This is a genomic window from Acidimicrobiales bacterium (assembly GCA_025455885.1).
GTDB lineage: Bacteria > Actinomycetota > Acidimicrobiia > Acidimicrobiales > Acidimicrobilacustridaceae > Rhabdothermincola_A.
Map to the genome: position 1 here is coordinate 30,015 of JALOLR010000018.1, position 24,957 is coordinate 54,971.

Here is a 24,957-nt window from a genome sequence, read left to right on the forward strand (position 1 = left end):
GTCGGCGGCGCCGGGACGGCCGGCGCCGGGTCGTCCCGGCGGAGAGGGGCTGATGGTATCGGCCGTGGGATCATGTCCCCGTGTCCCCCGGTCTGCGCACCCACGCCGCCTCGGAGTTCCCGGCGGCCGACCTCGTGGCGGCCAAGGGCACCACCACTGTCTCGGTGTGCATCCCGGCTCGCAACGAGGAGACGACGGTCGGCGCCATCGTCGACACGATCCGGGCCGAGCTCGTCGACCGTGTCGGGCTCGTCGACGAGATCGTGGTCGTCGACGACCACTCGAGCGACCGCACCGCCACCGAGGCCACTCTCGCCGGCGCCCGCGTGGTGGACGCCGCCGACATCCTCCCCGGGCACGGGACCGGGCACGGGAAGGGCGAGGCCCTCTGGAAGTCCCTCTACGCGTCGCAGGGCGACCTCGTCGTGTGGTGCGACGCCGACGTCCAGGACTTCGACCCCCGCTTCGTGACCGGCCTGCTCGGGCCGCTGCTCACCGATCCGCAGCTCGCCTTCGTGAAGGGCTTCTACGAGCGGCCCGTCGACGGTCACGTGCGCGGCGGCGGCCGCGTGACCGAGCTCGTCGCCCGGCCGGTCCTCACGTTGCTGTTCCCGGAGCTGGCCGGGGTGGTGCAGCCGCTGTCGGGCGAGTACGGCGGCCGACGCGAGGTGCTCGAGCAGGTCCCGTTCGTCGAGGGGTACGGCGTCGACATCGCGCTGTTGATCGACATCGCCGCCCGGTTCGGCGTCGACCGGCTCGCCCAGGTCGACCTCGGCCAGCGCGTGCACCGGAACCGTCCGCTGCACGAGCTGTCGCCGATGGCCGCGCAGGTCCTCCAGGCGGCGCTGCGCCGCGCCGCCCCGGGGCTCGCCCCCGACCGCGCCCTGCTCGCCCCTCCCGAGCTCGAGGCCGTCGAGATCGTCTACCGGGAGCGGCCGCCGCTCGCCACGGTGCCCGACTACGCCTCACGCCCCATCCGGCCCTGAGCGAGGGCACAGTGGGCGACCGCCACCTCGGCGGCGGCGCCGCACGGGTCGGCGTGGGAGCGCTCGGAGCCGAAGCGCTCGGTGAGCGACACGATCGTGAGGTTCTCGGGCAGCGGTGGCGCCGGGTCGACGATCTCTCCCACGATGGCCAGCACCGGCACCCCCCGCTCGGCGGCCGCCTCGGCCACCCCGCCGACGACCTTGCCGGCGAAGGACTCGTCGTCGAGGAAGCCCTCCCCGGTGACCACCAGGTCGACGCCCTCGAGGTGCTCGTCGAGATCGAGCTCCTCGGCCACCACGTCGAACCCGGAGGCCAGCTCGGCCCCCACCGTGGCCAACCCGCCGGCCAGGCCGCCGGCCGCACCCGCCCCGGGGAGGGCCGTCACGTCGACGCCCGACTCCTCCCGGTACACCTGGGCGAGCCGCTCGAGCCGGCGTGTGAGCAGCTTGACCTGGGCCGGGCTCGCCCCCTTCTGGGGGCCGAACACCGCCGCGGCGTCGACGAACCCCGTCGTCACGTCGCACCCGACCACCAGGTCGACACCCTTCAGCCGTTGCGGGGGGTGCAGCGCCTGGAGGGCCCCGAAGCCGCCGTCGGTCGTGGCCGATCCGCCCACCCCCACCAGGACGCGCGTCGCCCCCGACTCGACCGCCACGGCGATCAGCTCCCCCGTGCCGAAGGTGGTGGCGTCGACGGGCTGGTTCCCCTCGGCACCGCCCGCCACGTCGAGCCCCGACGCCGTCGCCATCTCGATGACCGCCAGGCGACGGTGCAACCGCCACGGCGCCTCGACCGGCGTGCCGTCCGGCCCCCGGACGACGGTCGTGCGGTTCGCCCCACCGAGGGCGTCGAGGAAGCCCTCGCCACCGTCGGCCAACGGGAGGGCCTCGGCGTCGTGGCCCGCCGCCACGAGGGCCGCGGTGACGGCGTCGGCCATGGCGCGCGCGGTGGCCGTCCCGCGGAACTTGTCCGGTGCCACCAGCACGCGCATCACCCCATGATGGTCGCCGACGGCCCGCACCACCCCGACCGGTCGGCGGTGGGGGCGTTCGGCCGGTCGGGGTAGACAGGAGCCATGGCCGAGCGTCCCGTGGTGATCGTGTCGAACCGAGGCCCCCTCTCGTTCGCGGTGGGCGACGACGGCGAGCTGTCGGCCCGGCGCGGCGCGGGGGGGCTGGTGTCGGGAGTGGGGCCGCTGGTGCGGGGCACCGACGCCACCTGGATCGCGGCGGCCATCAGCGACGGCGATCGGGTCGCCGCCGAACAGGGGGTGATCGAGGCCGAGGGGTTCCGCGTCCGAACCCTCGCCATCGACGCCTCCACCTACCGGATGGCCTACGACGTCGTGTGCAACGCCACCCTGTGGTTCGTCCACCACGGCCTCTTCGAGCTCGCTCGCCGGCCTCGGTTCGACACCCGGTTCCACGAGGCGTGGCAGGCCTACCGCGACGTCAACCAGGCCTTCGCCGATGTCGTCGCCGAGGAGGCGCCCGAGGGCGCGGCCGTGCTGATCCAAGACTACCACCTCGCCCTCGTCCCCGCGCTGCTGCGGGCCACCCGGCCGGACCTGCACACCGTCCACTTCAGCCACACGCCCTTCGCCGGCCCCGACCAGTGGCGGGTGCTCCCCCCGGCGTTCGGCGCCGAGCTCCTGGCCGGCATGGCCGCCGCCGACGCCTGCGGGTTCCACAGCGGCCGCTGGGCGGACGCGTTCGCGGCGTGCTGCGCCGAGCAGCTGGGCCGCGCGCCCGCCACCTTCGTCGCCCCGCTGGCTCCCGACCCCGACGACATGGCCGCCGCGGCGGCCTCCGAGGCGAGCGCCGCCGAGCTGGCCGACCTCGAGGCGGTGGTCGGCGACCGGTCGTTCCTCGTCCGGGTCGACCGCATCGAGCTGTCGAAGAACCTGCTCCGCGGCTTCGCGGCCTACGACGACCTGCTCGAGCGCCACCCGCAGTGGCGGGAGCGGGTCGTCTTCGGTGCCTTCTGCTACCCGTCGCGGGAGGGCCTGCCCGAGTACCTCGCCTACCGCCAGGAGGTGGAGACGATGGTGCGCCGCATCAACGAGCGCTGGGCCACCCCCGGGTGGACCCCCGTCCTGTTCGACCCCTCCGACGCCTTCCCCCGCTCTGTGGCGGCGCTGCGGAGGGCGGACGTGATCGTGGTGAACCCGATCCGCGACGGGCTGAACCTCGTCGCCATGGAAGGTCCCATGGTCAACGAGCGCGACGCCGTGCTGCTGCTCAGCCCCGAGGCCGGGAGCTGGGACCAGATGAGCGGCGTGGCGAGGGCGGTGCACCCCTACGACGTCGCCGGGACGGCCGACGCGATGGCCGAGGCGCTGGCGCTCGGCCGGTCCGAGCGGGCCGACGAGGCGGCACGGCTCCGTGCCGTCGCCACCCGACGCAGCCCGGCCGACTGGCTCGCCGAGCAGCTCGCCGCCGCCGGCTGAGGCCGCTCAGCCTGGTCAGCCCAGGCGATCGAGCAACGAGGCGAAGAGGCCGAGCACCGCCTCCGGTCCGTCGACGACGGCGTCGGCGGCGTCGGCCAGACGGGGGTCCTGCTCGGCGGAGTGCACGGCCACCTTCACGCCGCGCACGCCGCGGGTGGCCAGATCGTCGAGCGCTGCGAACGCCGGGAGGTCGCCGACGTCGTCGCCGACGAAGGCCACCACCCGGAGGCCCTCGGCCATCGTCAGCATCGCCGTGCCCTTGTCGGCGTCGATCGGCGGATGCAGCTCGACGGACATGCGGGCCCGGTGGACGCCCAACCCCGTCCGGCTCGACTCGGCGGCGGCCCACTCCTCCGCTGCGACGGCCAGGTCGGGCCGCTCGCGGTAGTGCAACGTGACCGAGAGCCCCTTGTGCTCGACGCGCACTCCCTCCGGGCCGGCGGTGCGGGCCCGCTCGACGGCGTCGTCGACGACCGGCCCCCAGGCCGCGGCCTCGGGGTGGTCGAGACGCCGGCCGCCGATCGACCGCTGCAGGCCGTAGAGGCCCGACAGGGCGATGGCCGGTGCGAAGAACCGTTCGAGGACGTCGACGGGCCGGCCCGAGACGACCCCCACCCGGGCGAGGCGGCCGGCCAGTCCCTCGAGCACCGCGGGGGCCCCCGGCAGCGGTCGGGACGTGTCGGGGTCGTCGACGATCGGCGCCAGCGTCCCGTCGAAGTCGGTGAACAGCCCGGCCCCGCCCGGATCGGCCAGGAGCGGGCCGAACGGGTCGTCGTCCGGCGCGGGGGTCAACCCGCGGTGGCCTTGTCGGGCCCCAGGACCACCAGCACGGTGGCGTCGCCCATCTCGACCGGCGGCTCGGTGGGCAGCACCCGGACGGCGGCCGGGTCGGTGCCGATCAGGGTGGCCAGCGCCTTCGCCTCGGGCTGCCAGCCCTCGGCGTAGTAGACGAGCGTCGTCGTGACCGGGGAGGCGTCGGACGTGCCGACGGTGGTGTAGCCCGAGCTCTCGAGGGTGGTCTTGAGGTTCCCGGCGGCGCCCGCCACCCCGGCCCCGTTGGCGACGATCACCGGCACCTCGGCGGGGGGACGGGCGACCGGCTCGACGGTGGTGGGCGGCGCCGCGGTCGTGGCCGTCGTCTCGGTCGACGCATCGGTGGTGACGAGGGCCCCTTCCTGGTCGTAGCCCCTGACCAGCAGGACCAGGCCGATCACGATGGCTGCGCCGATGAGGAGGGCGCCGACGAGGTTGTCGCGAGCCGGCCCGGAGGCGGTGCGGCCCGAGGCCTCGCTCACGGCCCCTGCTGCTCCGTGCTCTCGCTCGACGACTCCTGGCGCACCCGCCGACGGCGGTCGCGGAGGCGGCGCAGGCGGCGCACGCCGAGCGGGTCGTAGGCGTAGGCCTCGGGGCTGTCGAGCAGCTCGCCCAGGATCTCGTAGTAGCGGGTCGCGGACAGCTCGAAGCGCTCCTGGACCTGGATCTCCTTGGGGCCGGTCTCGTGCCACCACGAGCGCTCGAAGTCGAGGATCGCCCGATCCCGGTCGGTGAGTTCCATCCGTCGAGCTTCGCCGCCGCGCACCCCGATTACAAGGACCCGCGTCCGGCCGGGCGTCGCGGGGGCCGTCGCGGGCCGGCCGAGGGGCACCCGGGCGTCGCGGGGATCATGCCCGCCCCATCACGCTGGCCACCTGGATCTCGATGACCACCCGGTCGCTGCGGTCCTTCGGGGGTCGGTACCGCTCGGTGTAGCGGCGCACGGCGTCGGCCACCGGCCCCGGTTCCCCCGTCACCGTGGCCGAACCCTCGAGGGTGAGCCACCGGCCCCCGTCGACCTGGCACACCGCGGCCGGACCGGCCCAGCGCTCCGCGACGTTGCGCGCTTTGCGGCTGCCCGCCCACGTGATGACCCGGGCCACCGCCGCTTCCGCGTCCCAGGTGAAGCCGACGGCCACCACGTGGGGGGTGCCGTCGGGGCGCAGCGTGGTGAGCGTGGCGAGGTGGCGCTCGCGGAGGAACTCGGTGACGGCGTCGGGGAGGTGGGCGGGATCGAGGGCCATTGGTGCTCCCGGCTACTCGGTGGCGATGGCGGTCAGGACGTTCAGGCGGGCGGCCCGGAACGCGGGGTACAGGGCGGCACCGACCCCGGCCAGGGCGGCCAGGAACACCATGATCACCAGCTGGCCGACGGGGATGCTGAACACCGTGATGCCCTCGTCCTCGAGGGCCTGGACGAGCGCCCACCCGAACACGAGGCCGATGAGCAGCCCGGTCAGGGTGCCGATCAGGGCGATGATCACCGACTCCCAGCGGACGCTGGAGCGCACCTGTCCGCGGCTCATGCCCACGGCCCGCAGCAACCCGAGCTCGCGGGTGCGCTCGTACACCGAGAGCAGCAGGGTGTTGATCACCCCGACGATGGCGATGACGAGGGCCAGCGCCAACAGGACGTACACGATGACGAGGAACTGGTTGGCCTGGTCGGTCTGGCTCTGCTTGAACTCGGTGAGGTCCTGGAGCTCGGCGCCGGGGAACGGGGCGACGACCGCGTCGAGGGCGGGCCGGGCCTCGGCGATGCCCTCGGGGCTCGTGTCGACGAGCTTGACGTAGACCGCCTGGTCGGTCTGTTGCTGGGGAGGGAAGTAGCGGGCGTACAGCTCCTGGTCGATGATCCACCCCGCTCCCTGCAGCGGGAACTGGGTTCGGTAGATCGACTGGACCTCGAGCGTCGTCTCGCCACCCTGGAGAAAGGTGGCCGGCAGGGTGTCGCCGAGGGCGAGCCCGTCGTCGGTGGCCTGTTGCTCGCTGATGGCGACGCCGTTGCCGCCGAGGGCGGCGAAGCTCCCCTCGACGTCGCTGAACTCGATCACCTGGGTGAGGTCGGCGGGTTCGACGGCCAGCACGATCTGGGCGTTCCCGTCGACCGTGGCGAAGCCGCCCCGGACGCTCGCCGCGGTCTCGACCTCCGGCAGGGCGCGCAGCTCCTCGGCCAGCGACGGCGGCAGCGCCGTGGGGCCGAAACCGGAGGTGTTGACCACGTACTGGCCCTGCACCGAGTCGTCGATGGCGTCGGTGGTCGACGCTTTCAGCGAGTCGGCGGTGACGGCGATGAAGACGACGAGCCCGACGCCGATCATGAGCGCCGACGCGGTGCTGGCCGTGCGCCGGGGGTTGCGGATGGCGTTCTCCTGGGCCAGTCGTCCGGTCACCCCCCTCAGGACGGGGAGCGGCGCGCCGAGCACCCGGGACAGCCGGGGAGCGGTGACGGGCCCGAGCACCGCGAACCCGACGAACACCGCCGCCGCTCCCGCCCCGATGAGCTGCAGCGAGTTGTCGCCGCCCCCGAAGAGGCCGAGGTAGAGGAGACCGGCACCGAGCGCCACGATCACCAGGCCGAGGGCCAGACGGATCCGCGACCGCGAGCTGGTGTCGACGGCCACGTCGCGCATCGCTGCGACGGGCGCCACCGACGCCGCCTTGCGGGCCGGGAACACCGCCGAGACCAGGGTGATGAGCGTCCCGACGAGCATCGACGAGATCACCGCCGACGGCGGCACGATGAGCGGCGTGTCGGGGGCCGCGAAGCCCACGTTGCGCAGCAGGGCGTTGAGCCCGATGGCGAGCAGGATGCCGAGGCCCACGCCGATGGCCGAGGCGACGAGGCCCACCGCCAGCGCCTCGAGCATCACCGACGACAGCACCTGGCGGCGGCTGGCGCCGATGGCCCGCAGGAGGGCCAGCTCCTTGGTGCGCTGGGCGACGATGATCGAGAAGGTGTTGTAGATGATGAACGACCCGACGAACAGGGCGATGAGGGCGAAGGTCAACAGGAACGTGTTGAAGATCGAGATCAGCTGTTGGAAGGCGGTCTGGCTCTCCTCGGTGAACTCGTCGCCGGTGATCGCCTCGGTGTCGGCGGGCAGCACCTCGGCCACCCGCTCGGTGAGCTCGGACTGGGAGACGCCCTCCTCACCGGCCACCGAGATCCAGTCGAACCGGCCCGGCTCCTGGAGCAGCTCCTGGAGGGTGGCTGTCTCGAACAGCGCCGCCTGGGCGCCGCCCCAGGTCTCGAGCTCACCGAACTTCGCGATGCCGACCAGCTCGAAGGAGCGGATGCCCTGCTGGTCGGCGACGTCCACGCGGTCGCCGAGGGCGAACCCGCCGTCGCCGGCGGACTTCGCGTCGAGCACGATCTCGCCGGGGCCGGTGGGCGGGGCGCCGTCCACGGTCCAGCCGTTCAGGGCCGGAGAGGTGAGCCAGTTGAGCCCGAAGTTCGGGGCCCCGGTGCTGGGGGCGAGCGGCTCACCGGTCTTGTCGAGCACCCGGATCTGGCCGATGACCTGGCCCTCGGCGGCGGCCGCGCCGGGGACGGCCGCGACCAGCGGGACGAGCGATCCGTCGATCTTGGCCCGCTCGTCGCCGAAGGGCGTCTCGACCTGGGTCGTCGACCGGGCGACGGTGTCGATCTGGGCGTAGACGTCGGCGAAGACCTTGTCGAAGCTGGCGCTGACGCTCCCGGTGAGGACCTGGGTGCCGCACATGAAGGCGACGCCGAGGAAGACGGCGACGGCGGTCGCGATCAGCCGCACCTTGTGCGCGGCGAGGCCGCGGAGGGTGAGCTTGAGCATCAGGCCGACTGGTCGGTGGAGAGGTCCTCCCCGAGGCTGCGCATGTGGGCCAGCACGATGTCGGTCGTCGGGCCTTCGAGGTCGTCGACGACCTTGCCGTCGGCGAGGAACACCACCCGGTCGGCGTGCGAGGCCGCCACCGGGTCGTGGGTGACCATCACGATCGACTGGCGGAACTCGTCGACCGCCGTGCGCATGAACTCGAGGATCTCGGTGCCGCTCTTCGAGTCGAGGTTCCCGGTGGGCTCGTCGGCGAAGATGATCTGGGGCTTGCTGGCGAGCGCCCGGGCCACGGCGACGCGCTGTTGCTGGCCGCCCGACAGCTCGCTCGGGCGGTGCCCGACCCGGTCACCCAGGTTCACCGCGCCGATGACGGTGTCGTACCAGGACTGGTCGACCTTGCGGCCGGCGAGGTCGAGCGGGAGGGTGATGTTCTCGGCCGCCGTGAGCGTCGGGACCAGGTTGAAGGCCTGGAAGACGAAGCCGATGGTGTCGCGGCGCAGCGTGGTGAGCTGCTTCTCGTTCAGCTCGCTCAGGTCGACGTCACCGATGAAGACCTGACCTGCCGTGAGGGTGTCGAGGCCGGCGATGCAGTGCATGAGCGTGGACTTGCCCGACCCGGAGGGCCCCATGATCGCCGTGAACCGGGCCCGCTCGAACCCGACGGTGATGTCGTCGAGGGCGCGGACCTCGGTGTCGCCCGAGCCGTAGACCTTGCTGGCGTGCACCGTGCGGGCGGCCAGGTCGGAACCGGCGGGGGGCGGTGCAGGGGGGGCGGTCTCGGTGGCGGTCACACCGAAGAGCCTAAGGGAGTGCAGCGGCGGCCGGACAGGCGCTGCGGTCCCGGGCGCGGCGCGGGAGAGGCGCCGGTGGTGGCGCCTCCCCCTCGACCGGGGCCCGGACCCCCCGAGGGATCACTTGTCGGGCTGGGGCGTCATCCGCAGGTACGGCTTCAGCGTCGTGAAGCCCTTGGGGAACCGCTCCGTGGCCTCCTCGTCGGAGAGCGCCGGTGCGACGATGACGTCGTCGCCGTCGGTCCAGTTGGCCGGGGTGGCCACCTTGTAGCCGTCGGTGAGCTGGAGCGAGTCGATGACCCTCAGCAGCTCGTCGAAGTTGCGGCCGGTGCTGGCCGGGTAGGTGAGGGTGAGGCGCACCTTGTTGGCGGGGTCGATCACGAACACCGAGCGCACCGTGAGCGTGTCGTTGGCGTTCGGGTGGATCATGTCGTAGAGGTCGGCCACCGTGCGCTCCGGGTCGGCGATCACCGGGAAGTTGACGGCTTGGCCCTGGGTCTCCTCGATGTCGCCCTCCCAGGCCCTGTGGGAGTCGACCGGGTCGACGGACAGGCCGATGGGCTTGACGTTGCGGGCGTCGAACTCGGGCTTGAGCTTGGCCACGGTGCCCAGCTCGGTGGTGCAGACCGGGGTGAAGTCCTTGGGGTGGGAGAACAGCACCGCCCAGCTGTCGCCCTTCCAGTCGTGGAAGGACAGCTCCCCCTGCGTGGTGTCGGCGGTGAAGTCCGGGGCGGTGTCCCCGAGGCGAATGGCCATGGTGCAAGCCTCCAGTGGCTCGTGAGGTGTCGTGCCGGCCACTCTAGGGAGCACCACCCCGAAAGTCGACCCCGTGGGTCGGGTTTCCCCGGGATGGTCAGGCCCCGGTGCCCTGTGACCGGTATCGGGCCCGGGAGGCCTCGATCTCGGTCCACGCCGCGGTCCGGTCCTCCCACGTCCCCGTCACCGAGAACTTCCCGGGCTCGAGCATCTTGTAGACGTCGAAGAAGTGCTTGATCTCGGCGAGGATCTCGGCCGGCAGGTCGTCGATGTCGTCGATGTCCTTCCACCGGGGCTCGCTCGGCTCGACGCAGATCACCTTCGCGTCGGGCCCCGCTTCGTCCTCCATCCACATGAGGCCCACCGGCTTGCACACGATGTAGCACCCCGGGAACGTGGGATCCTCGGTCAGGACGAGCACGTCGAGGGGGTCGCCGTCCTCGGACAGCGTGTCGGGGATGAAGCCGTACTCGGTGGGGTAGGCCGTCGCCGCGAACAGCCTCCGGTCGAGGCGGATGCGACCGGTCTCGTGGTCGACCTCGTACTTGTTGCGGCTCCCGCGGGGGATCTCGATCAGCACCTCGATGGTCTCTTCCATGGTGCCCATTGTGACCCCCACCCGGGGCGGGGGACGGCCGGAGGCGGGGTCGCGCGGATCGGACGCCGGCCGGCCCGTGTGTTTGACTCGACGGCCGTGACCACCCGAAAGCTCGAGACCGCCGACGCCTTCGTCGTGACCGACCTGCCCGACGAGGTGCCGGCGGCCGGGATCGTCCGCAGCGCCCCGAAGGTCCTCGTCGACGGGGCGAGCTGGCTGGCCCGATCGCAGACCTATCAGTTCGCGGCGTTCGGCCGACGGGCCGGCGGCGCGTCGGCGGCGGTGAACGCCCGACCCGAGGACCGCGACGACGCGGTCACCGCGTTCATGGCGGAGCTCGCCCCCGAGCTCGCCGCAGGGGCGCTGCTCCTCGAGCCGGCCAAGGGCCTCTCCGCCGAGCAGGCCGACGCCATGCGCGCCGTCGACCCCCGGCCCGCGCTCTGGTGGGATCACCGCCACGACCTCCGCGGGGCCGGGGTGGCCGCCGCCGTCGCCACCGCCGTCGCGCCCGACGGCGCCACCGTCGCCGTCGAGGGCTTCGACGAGGCCGGTCCGGCGCTCGTCGAGGCGCTGGCCGCTCGCGGCGCGGTCGTCGTCGCCGTGTCCACGCCCACCGGCACCCTCGTGCGTGAGGGGGGCGTCGCCGCCGACGAGCTCGCCGAGGCGTGGCGGGCCCACGGTCCGGCGTTCGTCGGTGAGCTCGGCGGCACCACGGCTCCCGGCGACGTCCTCGCCGTGGCCGCCGACGTCCTCGTGCCCGGATCCAAGGTCGGTGTCGTCGATCACGATGTCGCCGCCCAGCTGCAGGTGCGCGCCGTCGTGCCCGGCGGCGCGCTCCCCGTCACCGCCAAGGCCCTCGCCGCCCTGCGCCGGGCCGACGTCACGGTGCTGCCCGACTTCGTCACCACCGCCGGGGCACTCTTCGCCTGGCCGGTCGACGGCCCCGAGCCGACCCTCGACGGCGCCCGCGACGCCGGCGCCGAGGCCATCACCGCCGCGTTGGCCGCCGTCGCCGACCACCCGGCGGGCCCGCTGCTCGGGGCCTGCGAGCTGGCCGAGCGGTTCCTCGTCACCTGGACCGACACCGTCCCCTTCGGCCGCCCCCTCGCCTGATCACCGGGTGCGGGGCCCGGTCGCCGAGGGCGGGTCACTAGCCTCCGTGCGTGCGTCGCCTCGGGCTGGTCGTGTCGCTCCTCGTGGCCTCGTCCGCGCTCGTGGCGCTCGACGCCTCGCCGGCCGCCGCCTGCTCGTGCGCCCCGCTGACCGCGGAGCAGGCCTTCGACGTCGCTGACGCGGTGTTCGTCGGCGACTGGGTCGAGACGCTCCCCGGCGGGGCCCTCGCCGGAGTCGACGGCGCCTCGGACGATCCGACCCGGCTGATCTTCGAGGTCGACGGCGTCTACAAGGGCGAGGTCTTCGCCCGCCAGAGCGTCGTCACCGCCCGCGACGGCGCCAGCTGCGGGCTCGAGCTGCGCGGCGAGGGCCCGTTCCTGGTCTTCGGGCGCACCGCCGCGTCCGAGTTCGAGCCCGAGGTCGAGGCCGGCGAGCTGTCGGCCAACCAGTGCGGGGGCAGTCGGGCCGTCGCCGACGGGGCCGTCCCCGCGTCGTTCGGCCCACCGTCGGCGCCGGTCGAGGGGTCCTCGCCCGTGGGAGGCAGCGACGGTGTCGGGGCCATCGTGGCGATGGCCGTGGGGGGCGCGCTGGCCGGAGCGGCCGTCCTCGGGGTGAGGGCGATCCGCGGTCGCCGGCCGCCTTCCCCACCCGGCTGAGCGCGACGATCGCCCGAGGCGGGCGATCGAGGGGCGGGTCCGTAGATTCGGGGGCCATGGGTGACGACCTCGGACTGGTGTGGTTCCGGCGCGACCTGCGCCTCGACGACAACCCCGCCTGGGCGGCGGCCACCGCGACCCACGCCCGGGTGGTCGCGCTGCACGTGCTCGACCCCCGGCTGCTCGACCGGGCCGGGACGCTGCGCCGCCGTCGTTTCCTGCACGACCTGCTCGCCCTCGACGACCGGCTCCGCGAGCTGGGTGGCTCGCTCCGGTTCACGACCGGTGACCCCGCCGAGGTGGTCCCCCGCACTGCGGCCGAACTCGGCGCCGTCACCGTGCACGCCAACGCCGACACCACCCCGTTCGCGGCTCGCCGCGACGCCGGCGCGACCGCGGCGCTGCGCAGCGCCGGTGTGGACGGCGACTGGTGGTGGGGCACGCTCGTCCACGAACCCGGATCCGTGCGCACCCGGGCCGGCTCGTTGTCCCAGGTCTTCACCCCCTTCCACCGGGTCTGGGAGGCCACCGCCCGGTCGCCCTGGCCGGCATCGGGCGCGGCGGAGGTGGTCGACGTCCCGGACGAGGCCCGCCCCGACCCTGGCGGCGCCTACCCGCTCGTCGGGGGAGAGGAGGGCGCGGCGAGGACGCCGGGCGAGCACGGGGCCCTGGCCCGACTCGAGTGGTTCCTCGAACGGGTCGACGACTACCGGGACCTCCGCGACCGCCCCGACCGGGTGGGCAGCTCCCAGCTCTCGCCCGACCTGCGCTTCGGCACGCTCTCGCCCCGCACCGTCATCGACGTCGTGGGCACCGCGACGCCCGGGCGGGCCGCCCTCGTGCGCCAGCTGGCCTGGCGGGACTGGTACGCCCACACGCTGTCCGAGCGGCCGGAGATGGTCGACGAGCCGCTCAAGACCGCCTTCGCCCGGCTGGCCTGGCGCCACGACCCCGAGGGGCTGGCGGCGTGGCAGGAGGGGCGCACCGGGGTGCCCATGGTCGACGCCGGCATGCGCCAGCTCCGGGGGTCGGGCTGGGTGCACAACCGGGTGCGGATGATCGTGGGGTCGTTCCTCACCAAGAACCTGCTGATCGACTGGCGACTCGGCGAACGGTGGTTCCGCCACCACCTCGTCGACGGCGACGTGGCCCAGAACGTCGGGAACTGGCAGTGGGTCGCCGGCACGGGCCCCGATGCGTCGCCCTTCCACCGGGTGTTCAACCCGGTGCTCCAGGGTCGCAAGTTCGACCCCGACGGCGGCTACGTCCGCCGGTGGGTGCCGGAGCTGGCCGGGTTGCCGGCCGGGGTCGTCCATGCGCCCTGGGAGGCGGGACCCCTGGAGCTGGCCGCCGCGGGCGTCGAGCTCGGCTCGACGTACCCCCACCCGATCGTCGACCTGCGGGCCAGTCGCGAGCGGGCGCTGGCCGCCTACGAGGCGGTCCGGGCCTGAGCCGCCCGGTCCCGAGCCACCCGGTGCCGGGTCGCCGGGCACCGGATCGCCCCGTCGTCAGCTGGCCTTGGCGGCCTCCTGCACGGCCCGGCGGCTGATCGACCGGGGGGCGTGGCCGGCGGCGGCCCGCTCCTCTTCGTTCTCCCCGCCCCAGAACCCGTTCTCCCGGTTCCGGCGGGCCATCTCCCGGCACGGGGCCATCACCGGGCACGTCGCGCACAGGCGCCGGGCGGTGGCCTCGCGGCGCACGCGGCGTTCGGGCCGCTCGCCCGCGACGCCGAAGAAGAGGGTGGTCCGCCCCTTGCACGCCGCCTCGTCCATCCACTCCGCTCGCTCGGCAAGGATGGCCAACGTCTCCATGACGCCTCCGGTCTCGGGTGGGGCGCACCGGGCGCCCGATGGGGGTGGTGGGGCTGTGCGTCGAATTTAGCGCTAAATGATCCGATCACCTCCTCCCGTCGTCCGACGGTCGCGTGACAGTTGCCCCACGGGTCGGTCGTGGCCCGATCGCTAACCTCGGCGCGTGACCGTCTACCTGGTCGGGGCCGGCCCCGGGGACCCTGGCCTGCTCACCGTGCGCGGCGCGGAGGTGCTCGGTCGCGCCGACGTCGTGGTGTACGACCGCCTCTCGGTCTCGGCGCTGCTCGACCTGGCCCCGCCGCACGCCGAACGCATCAGCGTGGCCAAGTCGGCCGGACGGGCGGTCATGCCGCAGTCCGAGATCGACGCCCTCCTCGTCGAGCGGGGCCGGGCCGGCCAGGAGGTCGTGCGCCTCAAGGGCGGCGACCCTTTCGTGTTCGCGCGCGGTGGCGAGGAGGCGCTCGCCCTCCAGCGCGCCGGCGTGCGCTACGAGGTCGTCCCGGGCGTCACCTCCGCGATCGCAGTGCCCGCCTACGCGGGCATCCCCGTCACGCTGCGCCACTCATCGACGTCGTTCACGGTCGTGACCGGCCACGAGGACCCCGACAAGGGGGGCGAGCTCGACTGGGAGGCCATCGCCCGCGTCGGCGGGACCATCGTCATCCTCATGGGCGTCGGCCGCCTCCCGAAGATAGTTCGTCGGCTCATTGACGGGGGCCTCTCGCCCGACACCCCGGCGGCCGCCGTGCGATGGGGCACCCGACCCGAGCAGCACACCGTCCGCTCCACGCTCGGCGCCATCGCCGACGAGGACCTCGCCGCCCCCAGCACGATCGTCATCGGGGCCGTCGCCGCCAGCGAGCTCCCCTGGTTCGAGTCGCGTCCCCTGTTCGGCCACTCCGTCGTGGTGACCCGGCCGCGCCATCAGGCGTCGACGCTCGCGGCGCGGTTGCGGGACCTCGGGGCCCAGGCGATCGAGGTGGCGACGATCGAGATCGTCGACCCCGCTGACGGCGGCGCCGGGCTGCGCGACGCCGTGGCCCGCGTCCACGAGCACGACTGGGTGGTCCTCACCTCGTCGAACGGGGCCAACCGCTTCTGCGACGTGCTCCGCGACGGACGCGACCTCGCCGGTGTGAAGCTGGCCGCCATCGGCCCGGGCACCGCCGACGCGCTGGCCGGGCGCAACCTCGTGCCCGACCTCGTCCCCGAGCGCTTCGTGGCCGAGTCGCTGCTCGAGGCCTTCCCCCTGCCGGCCGCCGACGGCGGCCGGGTGCTGCTGGCCCGTGCCGAGGTCGCCCGCGAGGTCCTCCCGGACGGGCTGCGATCGCTGGGGTGGGACGTCGAGGTCGTCGACGCCTACCGGACGGTCCCCGCCGAGGTGCCGCCCGACGCCCGCGACGCCGTCGCCGGCTCCGACGTCGTCACCTTCACCTCGGCGTCCACCGTCGAGCGCTTCCTCGACGCCTTCGGCGCCGACGCCGTGCCCCCGACCGTGGCCTGCATCGGGCCCGTGACCGCCGACACGGCCCGCCGCCACGGGTTGCGCGTCGACGTGGTGGCCGACGTGCACACCATCGACGGGCTCGTCGACGCCCTCGTCGGGCACCTCGCCGATCCCTCGCCGGCCCCGGCCCGGCGGCGCCCCCGCCCCCGGCGACCCAGGGGAGGCGGCCCGAGGCGCCGTGCCTAGGCTGACCCGGTGAGCTTCCCCCAACGCCGGATGCGCCGCCTCCGCCGCACGGCGGCGCTGCGCCGGCTCGTCGCCGAGACCGTGCTGACCGTCGACGACCTCGTGGCCCCCCTCTTCGTGCGCGAGGGCATCGACGAGCCCGCGCCCGTCGGGTCGCTCCCCGGGGTGGTCCAGCACACACGCGACTCGGTGCGGGCCGAGGTCCAGCGACTCGTCGGGCTCGGCGTGCCGGCGGTGATGCTCTTCGGCGTCCCTCGCACCAAGGACGCCGAGGGCTCGGGCGCCTGGGACCCCGACGGCGTCGTCCAGGTGTCGCTGCGCGACCTGCGCGCCGACCTGGGCGACGAGGTCGTGCTCATGGCCGACCTGTGCCTCGACGAGTACACCGACCACGGCCACTGCGGCGTGGTCGGCTCCGACGGGGCCGTCGACAACGACGCCACCCTCGACCTGTACGCCCGCGTGGCGGTGGCCCAGGCCGAGGCCGGGGCCGACGTGTGCGCCCCCTCGGGGATGATGGACGGCCAGGTCCTGGCGATCCGCGAAGCGCTCGACGACGACGACTTCACCGGCGTGGCCGTCCTCGCCTACGCCGCGAAGTACGCCACCGCCCTCTACGGGCCCTTCCGGGACGCCGTCGACGTGACGATCGCCGACGGCGGGGACCGGCGCGGCTACCAACAGGACCCTCGCAACGTGCGCGAGTCGCTCGAGGAGATCCGTCTCGACGTCGCCGAGGGTGCCGACATGGTGATGGTCAAGCCCGCACTCGCCTACCTCGACGTCATCGCCCGAGCTCGCGCCGAGCTCGACGTGCCGCTGGCCGCCTACCACGTGTCGGGGGAGTACGCGATGGTCCATGCCGCCGCCGAGCGCGGGTGGATCGACGGTCCGGCGGTGATGCTCGAGCACCTCACGTCCATCAAGCGGGCCGGGGCCGACGTCATCCTCACCTACGCCGCCGGCGCGGCCGCCGAGACCCTGGCTCGGCGATGAGCACCGGGTCCGCCCGCACGAACGAGGAGCTCTTCGAGCGCGGCCTGCGGGTGATCCCCGGCGGCGTGAACTCCCCGGTGCGGGCCTTCCGCAGCGTGGGCGGGACTCCCTACTTCGTCGCCCGCGGCCGGGGGGCACGGGTCACCGACGTCGAGGGGCGCACGTTCCTCGACCTCGTCCAGAGCTACGGCGCCGTCATCGCCGGCCACGCCCACCCGAAGGTCGTGGAGGCCGTCGCCGCCGCCGCCGCCGACGGCACCTCGTTCGGCGCCCCCACGCCACGGGAGGTCGAGCTGGCCGAAGCCATCGCCGAACGGGTCCCGTCCTGCCAGAAGGTACGGATGGTCAACAGCGGCACCGAGGCCACCATGAGCGCCATCCGGGTGGCCAGGGGCTTCACCGGTCGTCCCAAGCTGCTCAAGTTCGCCGGCAACTACCACGGCCACAGCGACGGACTGCTCGTGTCCGGCGGGACGGCGATGGCCTCCCTCGGGCTCCCTGCGTCGGCCGGGGTCACCCCCAGCGCGGTGGCCGACACCGTCGTGGCCCCGTACAACGTCGTGCCCACGCTCGACGAGTCGTTCGCGGCGGTCATCGTCGAGCCGGTGGCCGCCAACATGGGCCTCGTGCCCCCGGTCCCCGGGTTCCTCGAGGGGCTCCGCGCCGAGTGCGATCGCGTCGGTGCACTGCTCGTCTTCGACGAGGTCATCACCGGGTTCCGCGTGGCGCGTGGCGGTGCCCAGGCCCGCCTGGGCGTGCGCCCGGACCTCACCGCCTTCGGCAAGATCATCGGCGGCGGCCTGCCCGTCGGGGCCTTCGGCGGCCGGGCCGAGGTGATGGACGTCCTCGCCCCCCTCGGGCCCGTCTACCAGGCCGGGACCCTGTCCGGGAACCCGTTGGCCACCGCCGCCGGGCTCGCCGTCCTCGACCTCCTCGACGACGACGCCTACGCGCTCGTCGAGTCACGCGCCGACTGCCTGGCCGGGGCGTTCTCGTCCGCGCTGGGGGCCGCGGGGATCCCCGCGGTCGTGCCCCGGTTCGGGCCGCTGCTCGGCCTCCGCTTCGCAGCCGAGCCGGCCACCGACTACACGACGGCGTGCACCACCGACGAGGCGGCCTACGCCGCGTTCTTCCACGCGATGCTCGATCGAGGGGTGGCGATGGCCCCCGGTGCCTACGAGATCATGTTCCCCGGCCTGGCCCACGACGACGAGGTGCTCGACGCCATCGCCGGAGCGGCCCGCGAGGCGGCCCAGGCGGTCGCCGGATCCGTGACCCCCTGACGATGCCCCCGACGGACGCGCCGGTGCCCGCCGTGCACGACACCGACGCGCTGGTCCTCTTCGGCGCCACCGGTGACCTCGCCCGCAAGAAGATCTTCCCGGCCCTCGGGTCGTTGGCCGAGCGTGGTCTGCTCGACATGCCCGTGGTCGGGGTGGCCACCTCACCGTGGTCCGACGACGACCTGCGCACGCGGGCCCGCGAGTCGCTCGCCGAGCACGGACCGCTCGACCCGGCCACCTGGGCCGCCTTCTCGGACCGGCTCTGCTACGTCAGCGGCGACTACCGCGAGGCCGCCACCTACGACCGGCTCCGGGAGCGCCTCTCCGGCGCCGAGCACCCGCTCTTCTTCCTGGCCATCCCACCGGCCCTCTTCGACGACGTGGTCGAGGGCCTCCTCGCCGCCGGCCTCACCGAGGGGGCCAAGGTGGTGGTCGAGAAGCCCTTCGGGCGCGACCGGGACTCCTCACAGGAGCTCAACGCCGTCCTCGGGCGGGCGTTCCCCGAGACCTCGGTGTTCCGCATCGACCACTTCCTCGGCAAGGACGCCATCGAGAACCTCCTGGTGTTCCGGTTCGCCAACTCGCTGCTCGAGCCCGTGTGGAACCGCAACTTCATCTCGAGCGTGCAGATCACGATGGCCGAGGATTTCGGGACCTCGGGACGGGCGAAGTTCTACGACACCGCGGGGGTGGTGCGCGACGTCGTGCAGAACCACCTCCTCGAGATCGTCGCCCTCCTGGCCATGGAGCCGCCTGTGGCGGCCGACGCCGACGCGCTGCGCGACGAGAAGGCCAAGGTCTTCCGCCAGATCCCGTCGTTCGACCCGGCCCAGGTGGTGCGGGGCCAGTACCGGTCCTACGTCGACGAGCCCGGGGTGGCCCCGGGCTCGGACACCGAGACGTTCGTGGCCCTGCGCTTCGAGATCGAGTCGTGGCGCTGGTCGGGCGTGCCGTGGCTCATCCGGGCCGGCAAGAACCTGCCGATGAGCGCCACCGAGGCCATCGTCGAGTTCACCACGCCGCCCCGCATGCTCTTCGCCCCGGAGGGCGCCCCGGCACCCCACCCCAACCACCTGCGCTTCCGGCTCGGCGCCGAGGCGGGGATCATGATGCAGCTCCACACCAAGGTCCCCGGCGACCGGCTGGTGAGCCGGCCCGTCGACCTCCAGGTCACCCATGACGAGCTGGTCGGCGCGACCGCCCAGCCCTACGAGCGCCTCCTGGAGGACGCCATGGCGGGCGACGCCCGGCGCTTCGGCCGCCACGACAGCGTCGACGAGCAGTGGCGGATCGTTCAGCGGGTGCTCGACGAGCCGCCGCCGACGCGGCTGTACCACCCCGGGACGTGGGGCCCCCCGGAGGCCGAGGCGGTCGCCGCGGCGTACGGCGGCTGGCACGAACCGCTGTGATGTTCGGCGCCTTCCTTGGCTGACGCCTCTTCGGGACGCGGTGTGGCTCGGTCGCTGGCGCTTCCCCTCGCCACTCGGGGGAGGACCTACCTTCGGGAGCGCGACGACGCCGACGACCGGGGAGGACGGCCATGACCGCGGGAGCGCACGTACGACGGGCGAACGAGGCGCTGCGCGCCACGCTGCCGTTCCACGACCGCCGGGACTTCGACGACGCCCGGCGGGGGTTCGTCGCGGCGCTCGACGAGCCGGTGGTGCGGGGGACGGGCGGGCGGATCGTGTGGGACCTCACCGCGTACGGCGACGTGACGGGGGAGGCCCCGCCGTCGGTCAACCCCAGCCTCTGGCGCCAGGCACAGCTCGACCTGCTGCACGGCCTCTTCGAGATCGCGCCCGGCTTCTTCCAGGTGCGCGGCCTCGACCTGTCGAACATGACGATCGTCGAGGGCGACGAGGGCGTGATCGTGATCGACCCCCTCATCTCCACCGAGACGGCGGCGTCGGCCCTCGCGCTGTACCGGTCGGTGCGTGGCGACCGGCCGGTCACCGCGCTCGTCTACACCCACAGCCACGTCGACCACTTCGGCGGGGCGCGGGGCGTGCTGCCCGGCGGTGAGCCCGGTGCCATCCCGATCCTGGCGCCCGAGGGCTTCACCGCCCACGCCGTCAGCGAGAACCTGACTGCCGGCCCCGCCATGGCCCGGCGGGCCGCGTACATGTACGGCGCCGACCTGGAGAAGGGTCCGCTCGGGCAGATGACGAGCGGCCTCGGGCCCTACAACTCGACCGGCACGATCTCCCTCGTCGTGCCGAACGTCGACATCACCGACACCGGTCAGGAGGTCGTGCTCGACGGCGTGCGCATCGTGTTCCAGCTGACGCCGGGGACGGAGGCGCCGGCGGAGATGAACTTCCACTTCCCGGAACAGCGCCTGTTGTGCATGGCCGAGAACGCCACCCACAACCTCCACAACATCGTGACCCTGCGTGGCGCCCTGGTCCGCGACCCCCGGGCGTGGGCCCACTTCCTCGACGAGTCCGTCGAGCTGTTCGGTGCCGACACCGACATGCTCTTCGCCTCCCACCACTGGCCGACGTGGGGGTCGGACCGCGTGCTCGAGTTCCTGGGCGAGCAGCGCGACCTGTACGGGTACCTCCACGACCAGAGCGTGCGCCTCCTCAACCGAGGGCTCACCGGACCCGAGATCGCCGAGGTCCTCGAGCTGCCCCCGAGCCTCGCCGAGCGCTGGCACACCCGGGGGTACTACGGCTCGGTGAGCCACAACTCGAAGGCCGTGTACCAGCGCTACATGGGCTGGTACGACGGCAATCCCGCCCGCCTCTGGCCCCATCCGCCGGAAGCGGCCGCCCGGCGTTACGTCGAGGCGATGGGCGGCTACGCCGCGGTGGTCGCGAGGGCCCGCGCCGCGATCGCCGAGGGCGACCTCCGGTGGGCGGCTCAGCTGCTCGACCACGCCGTGTTCGCCGACCCGGGCCCAGTCGAGGCGCGCGAGCTGCTGGCCGCGACGTTCGAGCAGCTCGCCTACGGCGCCGAGAACGCCACCTGGCGCAACGTGTTCCTGGTGGGCGCGAAGGAGCTGCGGGAGGGGCCGGTCCCGTCGTCGGCGACCCTTCCGCTCGACATGTTGAGCCAGCTCACCATCAGCCAGATGATCGACGTCCTGGCTGTCCGCATCGACGGCCCCCGGGCGTGGGACGTCCGGTTACGGGTCAACCTCACCACGAGCGACACCGGCCAGCGCTACCTGCTGCGGCTGCAGAACGGGGTGCTCACCCATGTGGTCGGGCGCCACGACGACGAGGTCGACGCCACCGTCGCCGTGCCCGCTGACCGCTTCGGGGCGCTGCTGCTCGGGCTCGTCTCGCTGGCCGACCTGGTCTCGTCCGGCGATGCCTCCGTCGACGGCCCGATCGACGTGTTCGACCGCCTTCGCGCCCTCGTCGACCGAGGTGATCCGACCTTCCCGATCGTCACGCCCTGACACCGCGGTCAAGGGCGCCGACGCTGGTTCAGGGGGCGGGCGTCCCGCCGGCGCTGTAGTTCGGTGCGATCGTCAGCGCGCCGTCCGGGCCGATGAGGAGCTCGCCCTCGGGGGTCACGAGGTTGCCTTCCGCGTCGAGGAGCGGCTCCCCCTCCCGGAGGAGGTTGCCGTCGGCGTCGAGGTCGGCCGGGTCGGCGGGCTGCCCGCTGAGCACCTCGTGCTCGTAGCGGACCACCGCGAGGAGCTCCTCCTGGGTGAGCACGTCCTTGAAGGCGGGCATCGGGTTGCCGTTGTAGCTGAGGGTGAGGTGCGGGCCGCCTTCGCGTGCAGGGTCGCCGTAGGGCGTGCCGCCCGGGCCGAGCCCGGTGCTCCCGAGCCAGACGAAGTCGAGCTGGCCGATGATGTCGGGGAAGGTCTTGACGACCTCGCCGTCGGTGAACGCCCGGCCCACGCCGCCGCCCCCGCCCGCGCCGTGACAGCTCGCGCAGCGGGCCGCGTAGATCTCGGCGCCCAGCTCGAGCTGGGTGGGTTCGCCGGTGTCGGCGGGGGAGAGCCCGCCCACGTAGATGATCGCCCAGACGGGCAGGAACGCCAGCATCGGCATGGCCCAGATGGGGATCTTCTTGCGGGTCAGCGCGGCCTGGACGTAGGGCGGAGGGGGAGGCGGCGGGGCTTCGACCTCGGCCGGCACGGAGGCGGCCGGACGGGCCGCGGCGGTCGCCCCCGCCGCAGGGGTCACCGCGCTCCCGGGCGTCGGCTCGTCCGAGGCAGCAGCTGCGGCCGCCGCCGGCGGCCCTCCGTCACCACCGGCCCCCCCGCCCCCGAGCCCGAGGGCGGCACGGCGGTCTTGGGAGCGCTTGAGCAGGTGCTCGGGAACTTCGGTCACAGCTCCTCCGAGGGCGGCGGTGAGTCAGGCGTCCGGTCGTGCGACCGTGCGTCGGTCACCCTAAACGATCGGCGCGTGCGGGCACCAAGTACGGGGAGCGACGTCCTCCGCCGGATCAGGGGTCCCCCGGATGTGCTCCGGCGGCGGGACGGGTGGTAGACAATCTTCGTGATCGAGCGCCGTGGGCTGCTCGGTCGGTGTCCACGTCGTTTGTGATCGAGTTCACGAAGGAGGTCCGAGCCGGGTGGTCGCGTTCGTCTTGTCGTTGCTCCTCAGCGTGGTGCTGGTGGCGGTGATCTTCCCCTACCGCAAGCGGCGCCCCGTGGGCACGATGCTCACCTGGGGCGAGGCCATGGTGGCGGCGACCTACGTGTTCTTCCTGTGGTTCTGGGTCTACGGCGTGGTGCCCCACCTCTGGCTCACCTGGGCCGACAACGAGCTCGGGTGGCGCCCCGACAAGCTGCTGCTCGGACCCGGCTCCATCCTCGAGCCGCAGAGCCTCGGCGGTTGGAACCCGATCACCCTGAACTACCTCGTGCTCCGCGACCTCGTCGCGGTGGGCATCTATGTCGTGTTCCTCGGCATCAACATCTGGCTCTGGGCGGTCTGGCAGAACCGGGGCAAGAAGGCCGCCGAGTCCGCGGTGCCGGCCGTGGTCGAGTCCGACTTCGGTCGACCGCTGGTGAGGAAGGCCTGACCCGTGGCCCGCACCGACGCCAACCCGCCGATGCCGGAGTTCCGCGACGACTACGTCCTCCAGGAGGTCGACGCGGCGTGGCTCTCGAAGGCGGTGAAGCCCAAGCAGTTCATCCACATCGACCAGTCGGAGTGCATCACCTGCGAGGGCTGCGTCGACATCTGTCCTTGGAAGTGCATCCACCTCGTCACCACCACCGCCATCGACGAGGCCGAGGGGACCGAGCTCCCCGGTGAGGACCCCGGCGACCACTCCGTCTTCCTCATCGACGACGACGTCTGCACCCGCTGCGCCCTCTGCGTCGATCGCTGTCCGACCGGGGTGATCATCCTCGGCAAGGTCGGCGACGCCCCCGCCGACGGCGATCCCCACCAGCGCACCACCACCTACGGCTACGGCTACGGCATGCGCCTCGGCTGACGGCCCTCTCCCCACCCCACCCGCCACCCCTTCGGTCACGAGAGCAACGGAGCAAGACCCTTGGCCAAGACCATGGAGAGCCCCGGCGACAAGAAGACGCCAGGGCAACGACTCAGCGACATCGTCGACAAGACGCAGGGCTCGCAGGCCTGGAACTCGATCTTCCGGCCCGGTTCGGTCTTCCGCAAGGGCTACACCGACAGCCCCCGGAACCGTTCCTACGTGATCATGAACAGCGTGCTGTACCACCTGCACCCGGTGAAGGTGAAGCGCCACGCGGTGAAGGTCAGCTACACGCTCTGCCTCGGCGGGCTCAGCTTCTTCCTCTTCATCCTGCTCACGGTGACGGGCATCTTCCTTATGTTCTTCTACCGGCCCACCGCCGCGCAGGCGTGGAACGACATCTACGCCCTGCAGACCTCGGTGACCTTCGGCCTGCTGGTGCGCAACATGCACCGATGGGCGGCCCACCTCATGGTGCTGTCCGTCTTCCTGCACATGGCCCGGGTCTTCTACCACGGGGCCTACAAGCCGCCCCGGGAGTTCAACTGGGTCATCGGCGTCATCCTGCTCACCCTCACCCTGCTGCTGTCGTTCACCGGCTATCTGCTGCCGTGGGACCAGCTGGCCCTGTGGGCGGTGACCGTGGGGACGAACATGATGGGCTACACCCCCGTCTTCGGCGACCAAGTGCGCTTCGTCCTCCTCGGGGGACGCGAGATCGGCACCGACACGCTGTTGAGGTGGTACGTCCTCCACGTGCTCTTCGTGCCCTTCGTGACCGTGATCTTCCTTGCCATCCACTTCTGGAGGGTGCGCAAGGACGGCGGCATCTCCGGGCCGTTGTGATCGGAAAGGACCGGACATGACCGAGATCCCCGAACACCTCCGCAAGCGGGCCGAGGCCGCCCGCGCCAAGGCTGCCGAGCAGGCCGCGGCGCCCGCCGACGACGCCGGCGCGACCGCCGAGGCTCCTGCCGAGGCCGCCGCGCCGAGCGGCGAGGCCAGCAAGATCCCCGCCCACCTCCTCGAGCGTTCCAAGTCGGCCAAGTCGAAGAAGGCCGGCGCCGAGGTCGCAGCGGCCCCCGCCGCGGGTGGTGGCGTGGCCACGGCCGTCGCCGAAGCGGCGCCGCCGCCGATGGCCACCGGCCCCGGCGGTCACACCCAGCGCCTCCTCACGGTGGTGAAGGCCGGATCGATCCAGGACGTGAAGTCGACGCCGGTCGACAAGGTCCACACGTGGCCCCACCTGCTCGCCGTCGAGTTCGTGGCCGCCCTGGCCGTGCTGGCCTTCACGTTGATCTTCTCGATCTTCGTGAACGCCCCGCTGCTGGCCCTCGCCAACCTCAACGAGACCCCGAACCCGTCGAAGGCCCCCTGGTACTTCCTCGGCCTGCAGGAGCTGCTCACGATGTTCCACCCGATGGTGGCGGGCGTCACCATCCCGGGCATGGGCATCTTCCTGTTGATCCTCGCCCCCTACATCGACAAGAACCCGTCCAACAAGCCCGAGGACCGCAAGTTCGCCGTGTCAATCTTCACGGTGCAACTCATGTTCTGGGCGGTGCTCGTGATCATCGGCTCGTTCTTCCGAGGCCCCGGATTCAACTTCGTGGCCCCGTGGACGGGCGGGATGTTCTTCGAGCTCTGATGGTGCTGACGCAGGAGCAGTCATGAATCCTCTGGTGATCGTCGTTCCCGTGGTCGTGGTGTTGGCGGGGTTGGTGGTGTTCGCGGCGTTGCGGCGTCGTGACACCGGTGAGGCGATCGGGCAGTTGTCG

The 24,957-nt window shown here is 73.0% G+C and carries 25 protein-coding genes; 14 read left to right on the forward strand and 11 right to left on the reverse strand.

Features of this window, described 5'->3' with window-relative positions; all coding sequences use genetic code 11:
• Positions 1-80: 80 nt before the first annotated feature.
• A complete protein-coding gene (locus tag MUE36_14145) occupies positions 81-986 on the forward strand; it encodes a glucosyl-3-phosphoglycerate synthase (protein ID MCU0312071.1) in 906 nt (301 codons plus the stop codon).
• On the opposite strand, the gene MUE36_14150 is transcribed toward MUE36_14145, so the two are convergent.
• A complete protein-coding gene (locus tag MUE36_14150) occupies positions 959-1,978 on the reverse strand; it encodes a glycerate kinase (protein ID MCU0312072.1) in 1,020 nt (339 codons plus the stop codon). The genes MUE36_14145 and MUE36_14150 overlap by 28 nt on opposite strands.
• 84 nt (positions 1,979-2,062) lie before the next feature.
• On the opposite strand from MUE36_14150, the gene MUE36_14155 reads away from it, so the two are divergent.
• Entirely contained in the window at positions 2,063-3,436 is a 1,374-nt protein-coding gene (locus MUE36_14155; protein ID MCU0312073.1) for a trehalose-6-phosphate synthase, read from the forward strand.
• A gap of 15 nt (positions 3,437-3,451) precedes the next feature.
• Here MUE36_14155 and otsB read toward each other — a convergent pair whose 3' ends face one another.
• From otsB to MUE36_14195, 8 genes are all read right to left on the reverse strand, one after another.
• The gene (gene otsB, locus MUE36_14160; protein MCU0312074.1) at positions 3,452-4,228 is read right to left on the reverse strand and encodes a trehalose-phosphatase; all 777 of its coding nucleotides are present in this window, start codon (positions 4,226-4,228) and stop codon (positions 3,452-3,454) included.
• Positions 4,225-4,731, reverse strand: a complete 507-nt coding sequence (locus tag MUE36_14165) for a LytR C-terminal domain-containing protein (GenBank protein MCU0312075.1) — start codon at positions 4,729-4,731, stop codon at positions 4,225-4,227. The genes otsB and MUE36_14165 overlap by 4 nt, the downstream gene beginning before the upstream one ends.
• The gene (locus MUE36_14170) at positions 4,728-4,991 is read right to left on the reverse strand and encodes a DUF3263 domain-containing protein (GenBank protein ID MCU0312076.1); all 264 of its coding nucleotides are present in this window, start codon (positions 4,989-4,991) and stop codon (positions 4,728-4,730) included. The genes MUE36_14165 and MUE36_14170 overlap by 4 nt, the downstream gene beginning before the upstream one ends.
• Positions 4,992-5,097: 106 nt before the next feature.
• On the reverse strand, positions 5,098-5,493 hold the full coding sequence (locus tag MUE36_14175) for a TIGR03618 family F420-dependent PPOX class oxidoreductase (protein ID MCU0312077.1): 396 nt from the start codon (positions 5,491-5,493) through the stop codon (positions 5,098-5,100).
• Positions 5,494-5,505: 12 nt separating this feature from the next.
• A complete protein-coding gene (locus tag MUE36_14180) occupies positions 5,506-8,061 on the reverse strand; it encodes an FtsX-like permease family protein (protein MCU0312078.1) in 2,556 nt (851 codons plus the stop codon).
• Complete coding sequence (locus MUE36_14185; protein MCU0312079.1) at positions 8,061-8,855, reverse strand: ABC transporter ATP-binding protein; 795 nt, start codon at positions 8,853-8,855, stop codon at positions 8,061-8,063. The genes MUE36_14180 and MUE36_14185 overlap by 1 nt, the downstream gene beginning before the upstream one ends.
• A 120-nt stretch (positions 8,856-8,975) precedes the next feature.
• Positions 8,976-9,611: a peroxiredoxin gene (locus MUE36_14190; protein MCU0312080.1), complete on the reverse strand. Its 636-nt coding sequence runs from the start codon at positions 9,609-9,611 to the stop codon at positions 8,976-8,978.
• 97 nt (positions 9,612-9,708) lie between these two features.
• Complete coding sequence (locus MUE36_14195; protein ID MCU0312081.1) at positions 9,709-10,209, reverse strand: inorganic diphosphatase; 501 nt, start codon at positions 10,207-10,209, stop codon at positions 9,709-9,711.
• 96 nt (positions 10,210-10,305) lie between these two features.
• Here MUE36_14195 and MUE36_14200 point away from each other — a divergent pair, with 96 nt between their 5' ends.
• The 3 genes from MUE36_14200 to MUE36_14210 are packed head-to-tail and all read left to right on the forward strand — an operon-like array spanning position 10,306 to position 13,429.
• Positions 10,306-11,322 (forward strand): hypothetical protein, encoded by a 1,017-nt coding sequence (locus MUE36_14200; GenBank protein ID MCU0312082.1) that lies wholly within the window; start codon positions 10,306-10,308, stop codon positions 11,320-11,322.
• A 50-nt stretch (positions 11,323-11,372) separates the two neighbouring features.
• A complete protein-coding gene (locus MUE36_14205; GenBank protein ID MCU0312083.1) occupies positions 11,373-11,978 on the forward strand; it encodes a hypothetical protein in 606 nt (201 codons plus the stop codon).
• A 56-nt stretch (positions 11,979-12,034) separates the two neighbouring features.
• Positions 12,035-13,429, forward strand: a complete 1,395-nt coding sequence (locus MUE36_14210; GenBank protein ID MCU0312084.1) for a DNA photolyase family protein — start codon at positions 12,035-12,037, stop codon at positions 13,427-13,429.
• 57 nt (positions 13,430-13,486) lie between these two features.
• Here the strand turns inward: MUE36_14210 and MUE36_14215 are convergent, their stop codons facing one another.
• Complete coding sequence (locus MUE36_14215; protein ID MCU0312085.1) at positions 13,487-13,789, reverse strand: WhiB family transcriptional regulator; 303 nt, start codon at positions 13,787-13,789, stop codon at positions 13,487-13,489.
• 163 nt (positions 13,790-13,952) lie between these two features.
• Here MUE36_14215 and cobA point away from each other — a divergent pair, with 163 nt between their 5' ends.
• The 5 genes from cobA (at position 13,953) to MUE36_14240 (ending at position 21,173) form a co-directional block, all read left to right on the forward strand.
• On the forward strand, positions 13,953-15,482 hold the full coding sequence (gene cobA / locus MUE36_14220; protein MCU0312086.1) for a uroporphyrinogen-III C-methyltransferase: 1,530 nt from the start codon (positions 13,953-13,955) through the stop codon (positions 15,480-15,482).
• Positions 15,483-15,491: 9 nt separating this feature from the next.
• Positions 15,492-16,478 carry a porphobilinogen synthase gene (hemB, locus tag MUE36_14225; GenBank protein MCU0312087.1) on the forward strand — a complete coding sequence of 329 codons (987 nt, stop codon included), beginning with the start codon at positions 15,492-15,494 and terminating at the stop codon, positions 16,476-16,478.
• Complete coding sequence (locus MUE36_14230; protein ID MCU0312088.1) at positions 16,475-17,761, forward strand: glutamate-1-semialdehyde 2,1-aminomutase; 1,287 nt, start codon at positions 16,475-16,477, stop codon at positions 17,759-17,761. The genes hemB and MUE36_14230 overlap by 4 nt, the downstream gene beginning before the upstream one ends.
• Positions 17,762-17,763: 2 nt before the next feature.
• Positions 17,764-19,170, forward strand: coding sequence for a glucose-6-phosphate dehydrogenase (gene zwf, locus MUE36_14235; protein ID MCU0312089.1), 1,407 nt, complete (start codon positions 17,764-17,766; stop codon positions 19,168-19,170).
• A gap of 131 nt (positions 19,171-19,301) precedes the next feature.
• Complete coding sequence (locus MUE36_14240) at positions 19,302-21,173, forward strand: MBL fold metallo-hydrolase (GenBank protein MCU0312090.1); 1,872 nt, start codon at positions 19,302-19,304, stop codon at positions 21,171-21,173.
• A 28-nt stretch (positions 21,174-21,201) separates the two neighbouring features.
• Here MUE36_14240 and MUE36_14245 read toward each other — a convergent pair whose 3' ends face one another.
• On the reverse strand, positions 21,202-22,059 hold the full coding sequence (locus tag MUE36_14245; GenBank protein ID MCU0312091.1) for a cytochrome c: 858 nt from the start codon (positions 22,057-22,059) through the stop codon (positions 21,202-21,204).
• A 244-nt stretch (positions 22,060-22,303) separates the two neighbouring features.
• Between MUE36_14245 and MUE36_14250 the strand changes: the two genes are divergently transcribed.
• The 4 genes from MUE36_14250 to MUE36_14265 are packed head-to-tail and all read left to right on the forward strand — an operon-like array spanning position 22,304 to position 24,827.
• On the forward strand, positions 22,304-22,756 hold the full coding sequence (locus MUE36_14250; protein MCU0312092.1) for a hypothetical protein: 453 nt from the start codon (positions 22,304-22,306) through the stop codon (positions 22,754-22,756).
• A 3-nt stretch (positions 22,757-22,759) separates the two neighbouring features.
• Complete coding sequence (locus MUE36_14255; GenBank protein MCU0312093.1) at positions 22,760-23,176, forward strand: 4Fe-4S binding protein; 417 nt, start codon at positions 22,760-22,762, stop codon at positions 23,174-23,176.
• A 60-nt stretch (positions 23,177-23,236) separates the two neighbouring features.
• On the forward strand, positions 23,237-24,025 hold the full coding sequence (locus MUE36_14260; GenBank protein MCU0312094.1) for a cytochrome b N-terminal domain-containing protein: 789 nt from the start codon (positions 23,237-23,239) through the stop codon (positions 24,023-24,025).
• Positions 24,026-24,041: 16 nt separating this feature from the next.
• A complete protein-coding gene (locus MUE36_14265) occupies positions 24,042-24,827 on the forward strand; it encodes a menaquinol-cytochrome c reductase cytochrome b subunit (GenBank protein MCU0312095.1) in 786 nt (261 codons plus the stop codon).
• Positions 24,828-24,957 lie beyond the last annotated feature (130 nt).

What these genes read in the sequence shown, in the direction of transcription:
- MUE36_14150 (MCU0312072.1), bottom strand. Translation starts at nt 1,978, where the DNA reads ATGCGCGTGCTGGTGGCACCGGACAAGTTCCGCGGGACGGCCACCGCG.
- MUE36_14195 (MCU0312081.1), bottom strand. Translation starts at nt 10,209, where the DNA reads ATGGAAGAGACCATCGAGGTGCTGATCGAGATCCCCCGCGGGAGCCGC.
- zwf (MCU0312089.1), top strand. Translation starts at nt 17,764, where the DNA reads ATGCCCCCGACGGACGCGCCGGTGCCCGCCGTGCACGACACCGACGCG.
- MUE36_14265 (MCU0312095.1), top strand. Translation starts at nt 24,042, where the DNA reads ATGACCGAGATCCCCGAACACCTCCGCAAGCGGGCCGAGGCCGCCCGC.
- MUE36_14230 (MCU0312088.1), top strand. Translation starts at nt 16,475, where the DNA reads ATGAGCACCGGGTCCGCCCGCACGAACGAGGAGCTCTTCGAGCGCGGC.
- MUE36_14155 (MCU0312073.1), top strand. Translation starts at nt 2,063, where the DNA reads ATGGCCGAGCGTCCCGTGGTGATCGTGTCGAACCGAGGCCCCCTCTCG.
- MUE36_14180 (MCU0312078.1), bottom strand. Translation starts at nt 8,061, where the DNA reads ATGCTCAAGCTCACCCTCCGCGGCCTCGCCGCGCACAAGGTGCGGCTG.
- MUE36_14190 (MCU0312080.1), bottom strand. Translation starts at nt 9,611, where the DNA reads ATGGCCATTCGCCTCGGGGACACCGCCCCGGACTTCACCGCCGACACC.
- MUE36_14175 (MCU0312077.1), bottom strand. Translation starts at nt 5,493, where the DNA reads ATGGCCCTCGATCCCGCCCACCTCCCCGACGCCGTCACCGAGTTCCTC.
- MUE36_14240 (MCU0312090.1), top strand. Translation starts at nt 19,302, where the DNA reads ATGACCGCGGGAGCGCACGTACGACGGGCGAACGAGGCGCTGCGCGCC.
- MUE36_14170 (MCU0312076.1), bottom strand. Translation starts at nt 4,991, where the DNA reads ATGGAACTCACCGACCGGGATCGGGCGATCCTCGACTTCGAGCGCTCG.
- MUE36_14210 (MCU0312084.1), top strand. Translation starts at nt 12,035, where the DNA reads ATGGGTGACGACCTCGGACTGGTGTGGTTCCGGCGCGACCTGCGCCTC.
- MUE36_14215 (MCU0312085.1), bottom strand. Translation starts at nt 13,789, where the DNA reads ATGGAGACGTTGGCCATCCTTGCCGAGCGAGCGGAGTGGATGGACGAG.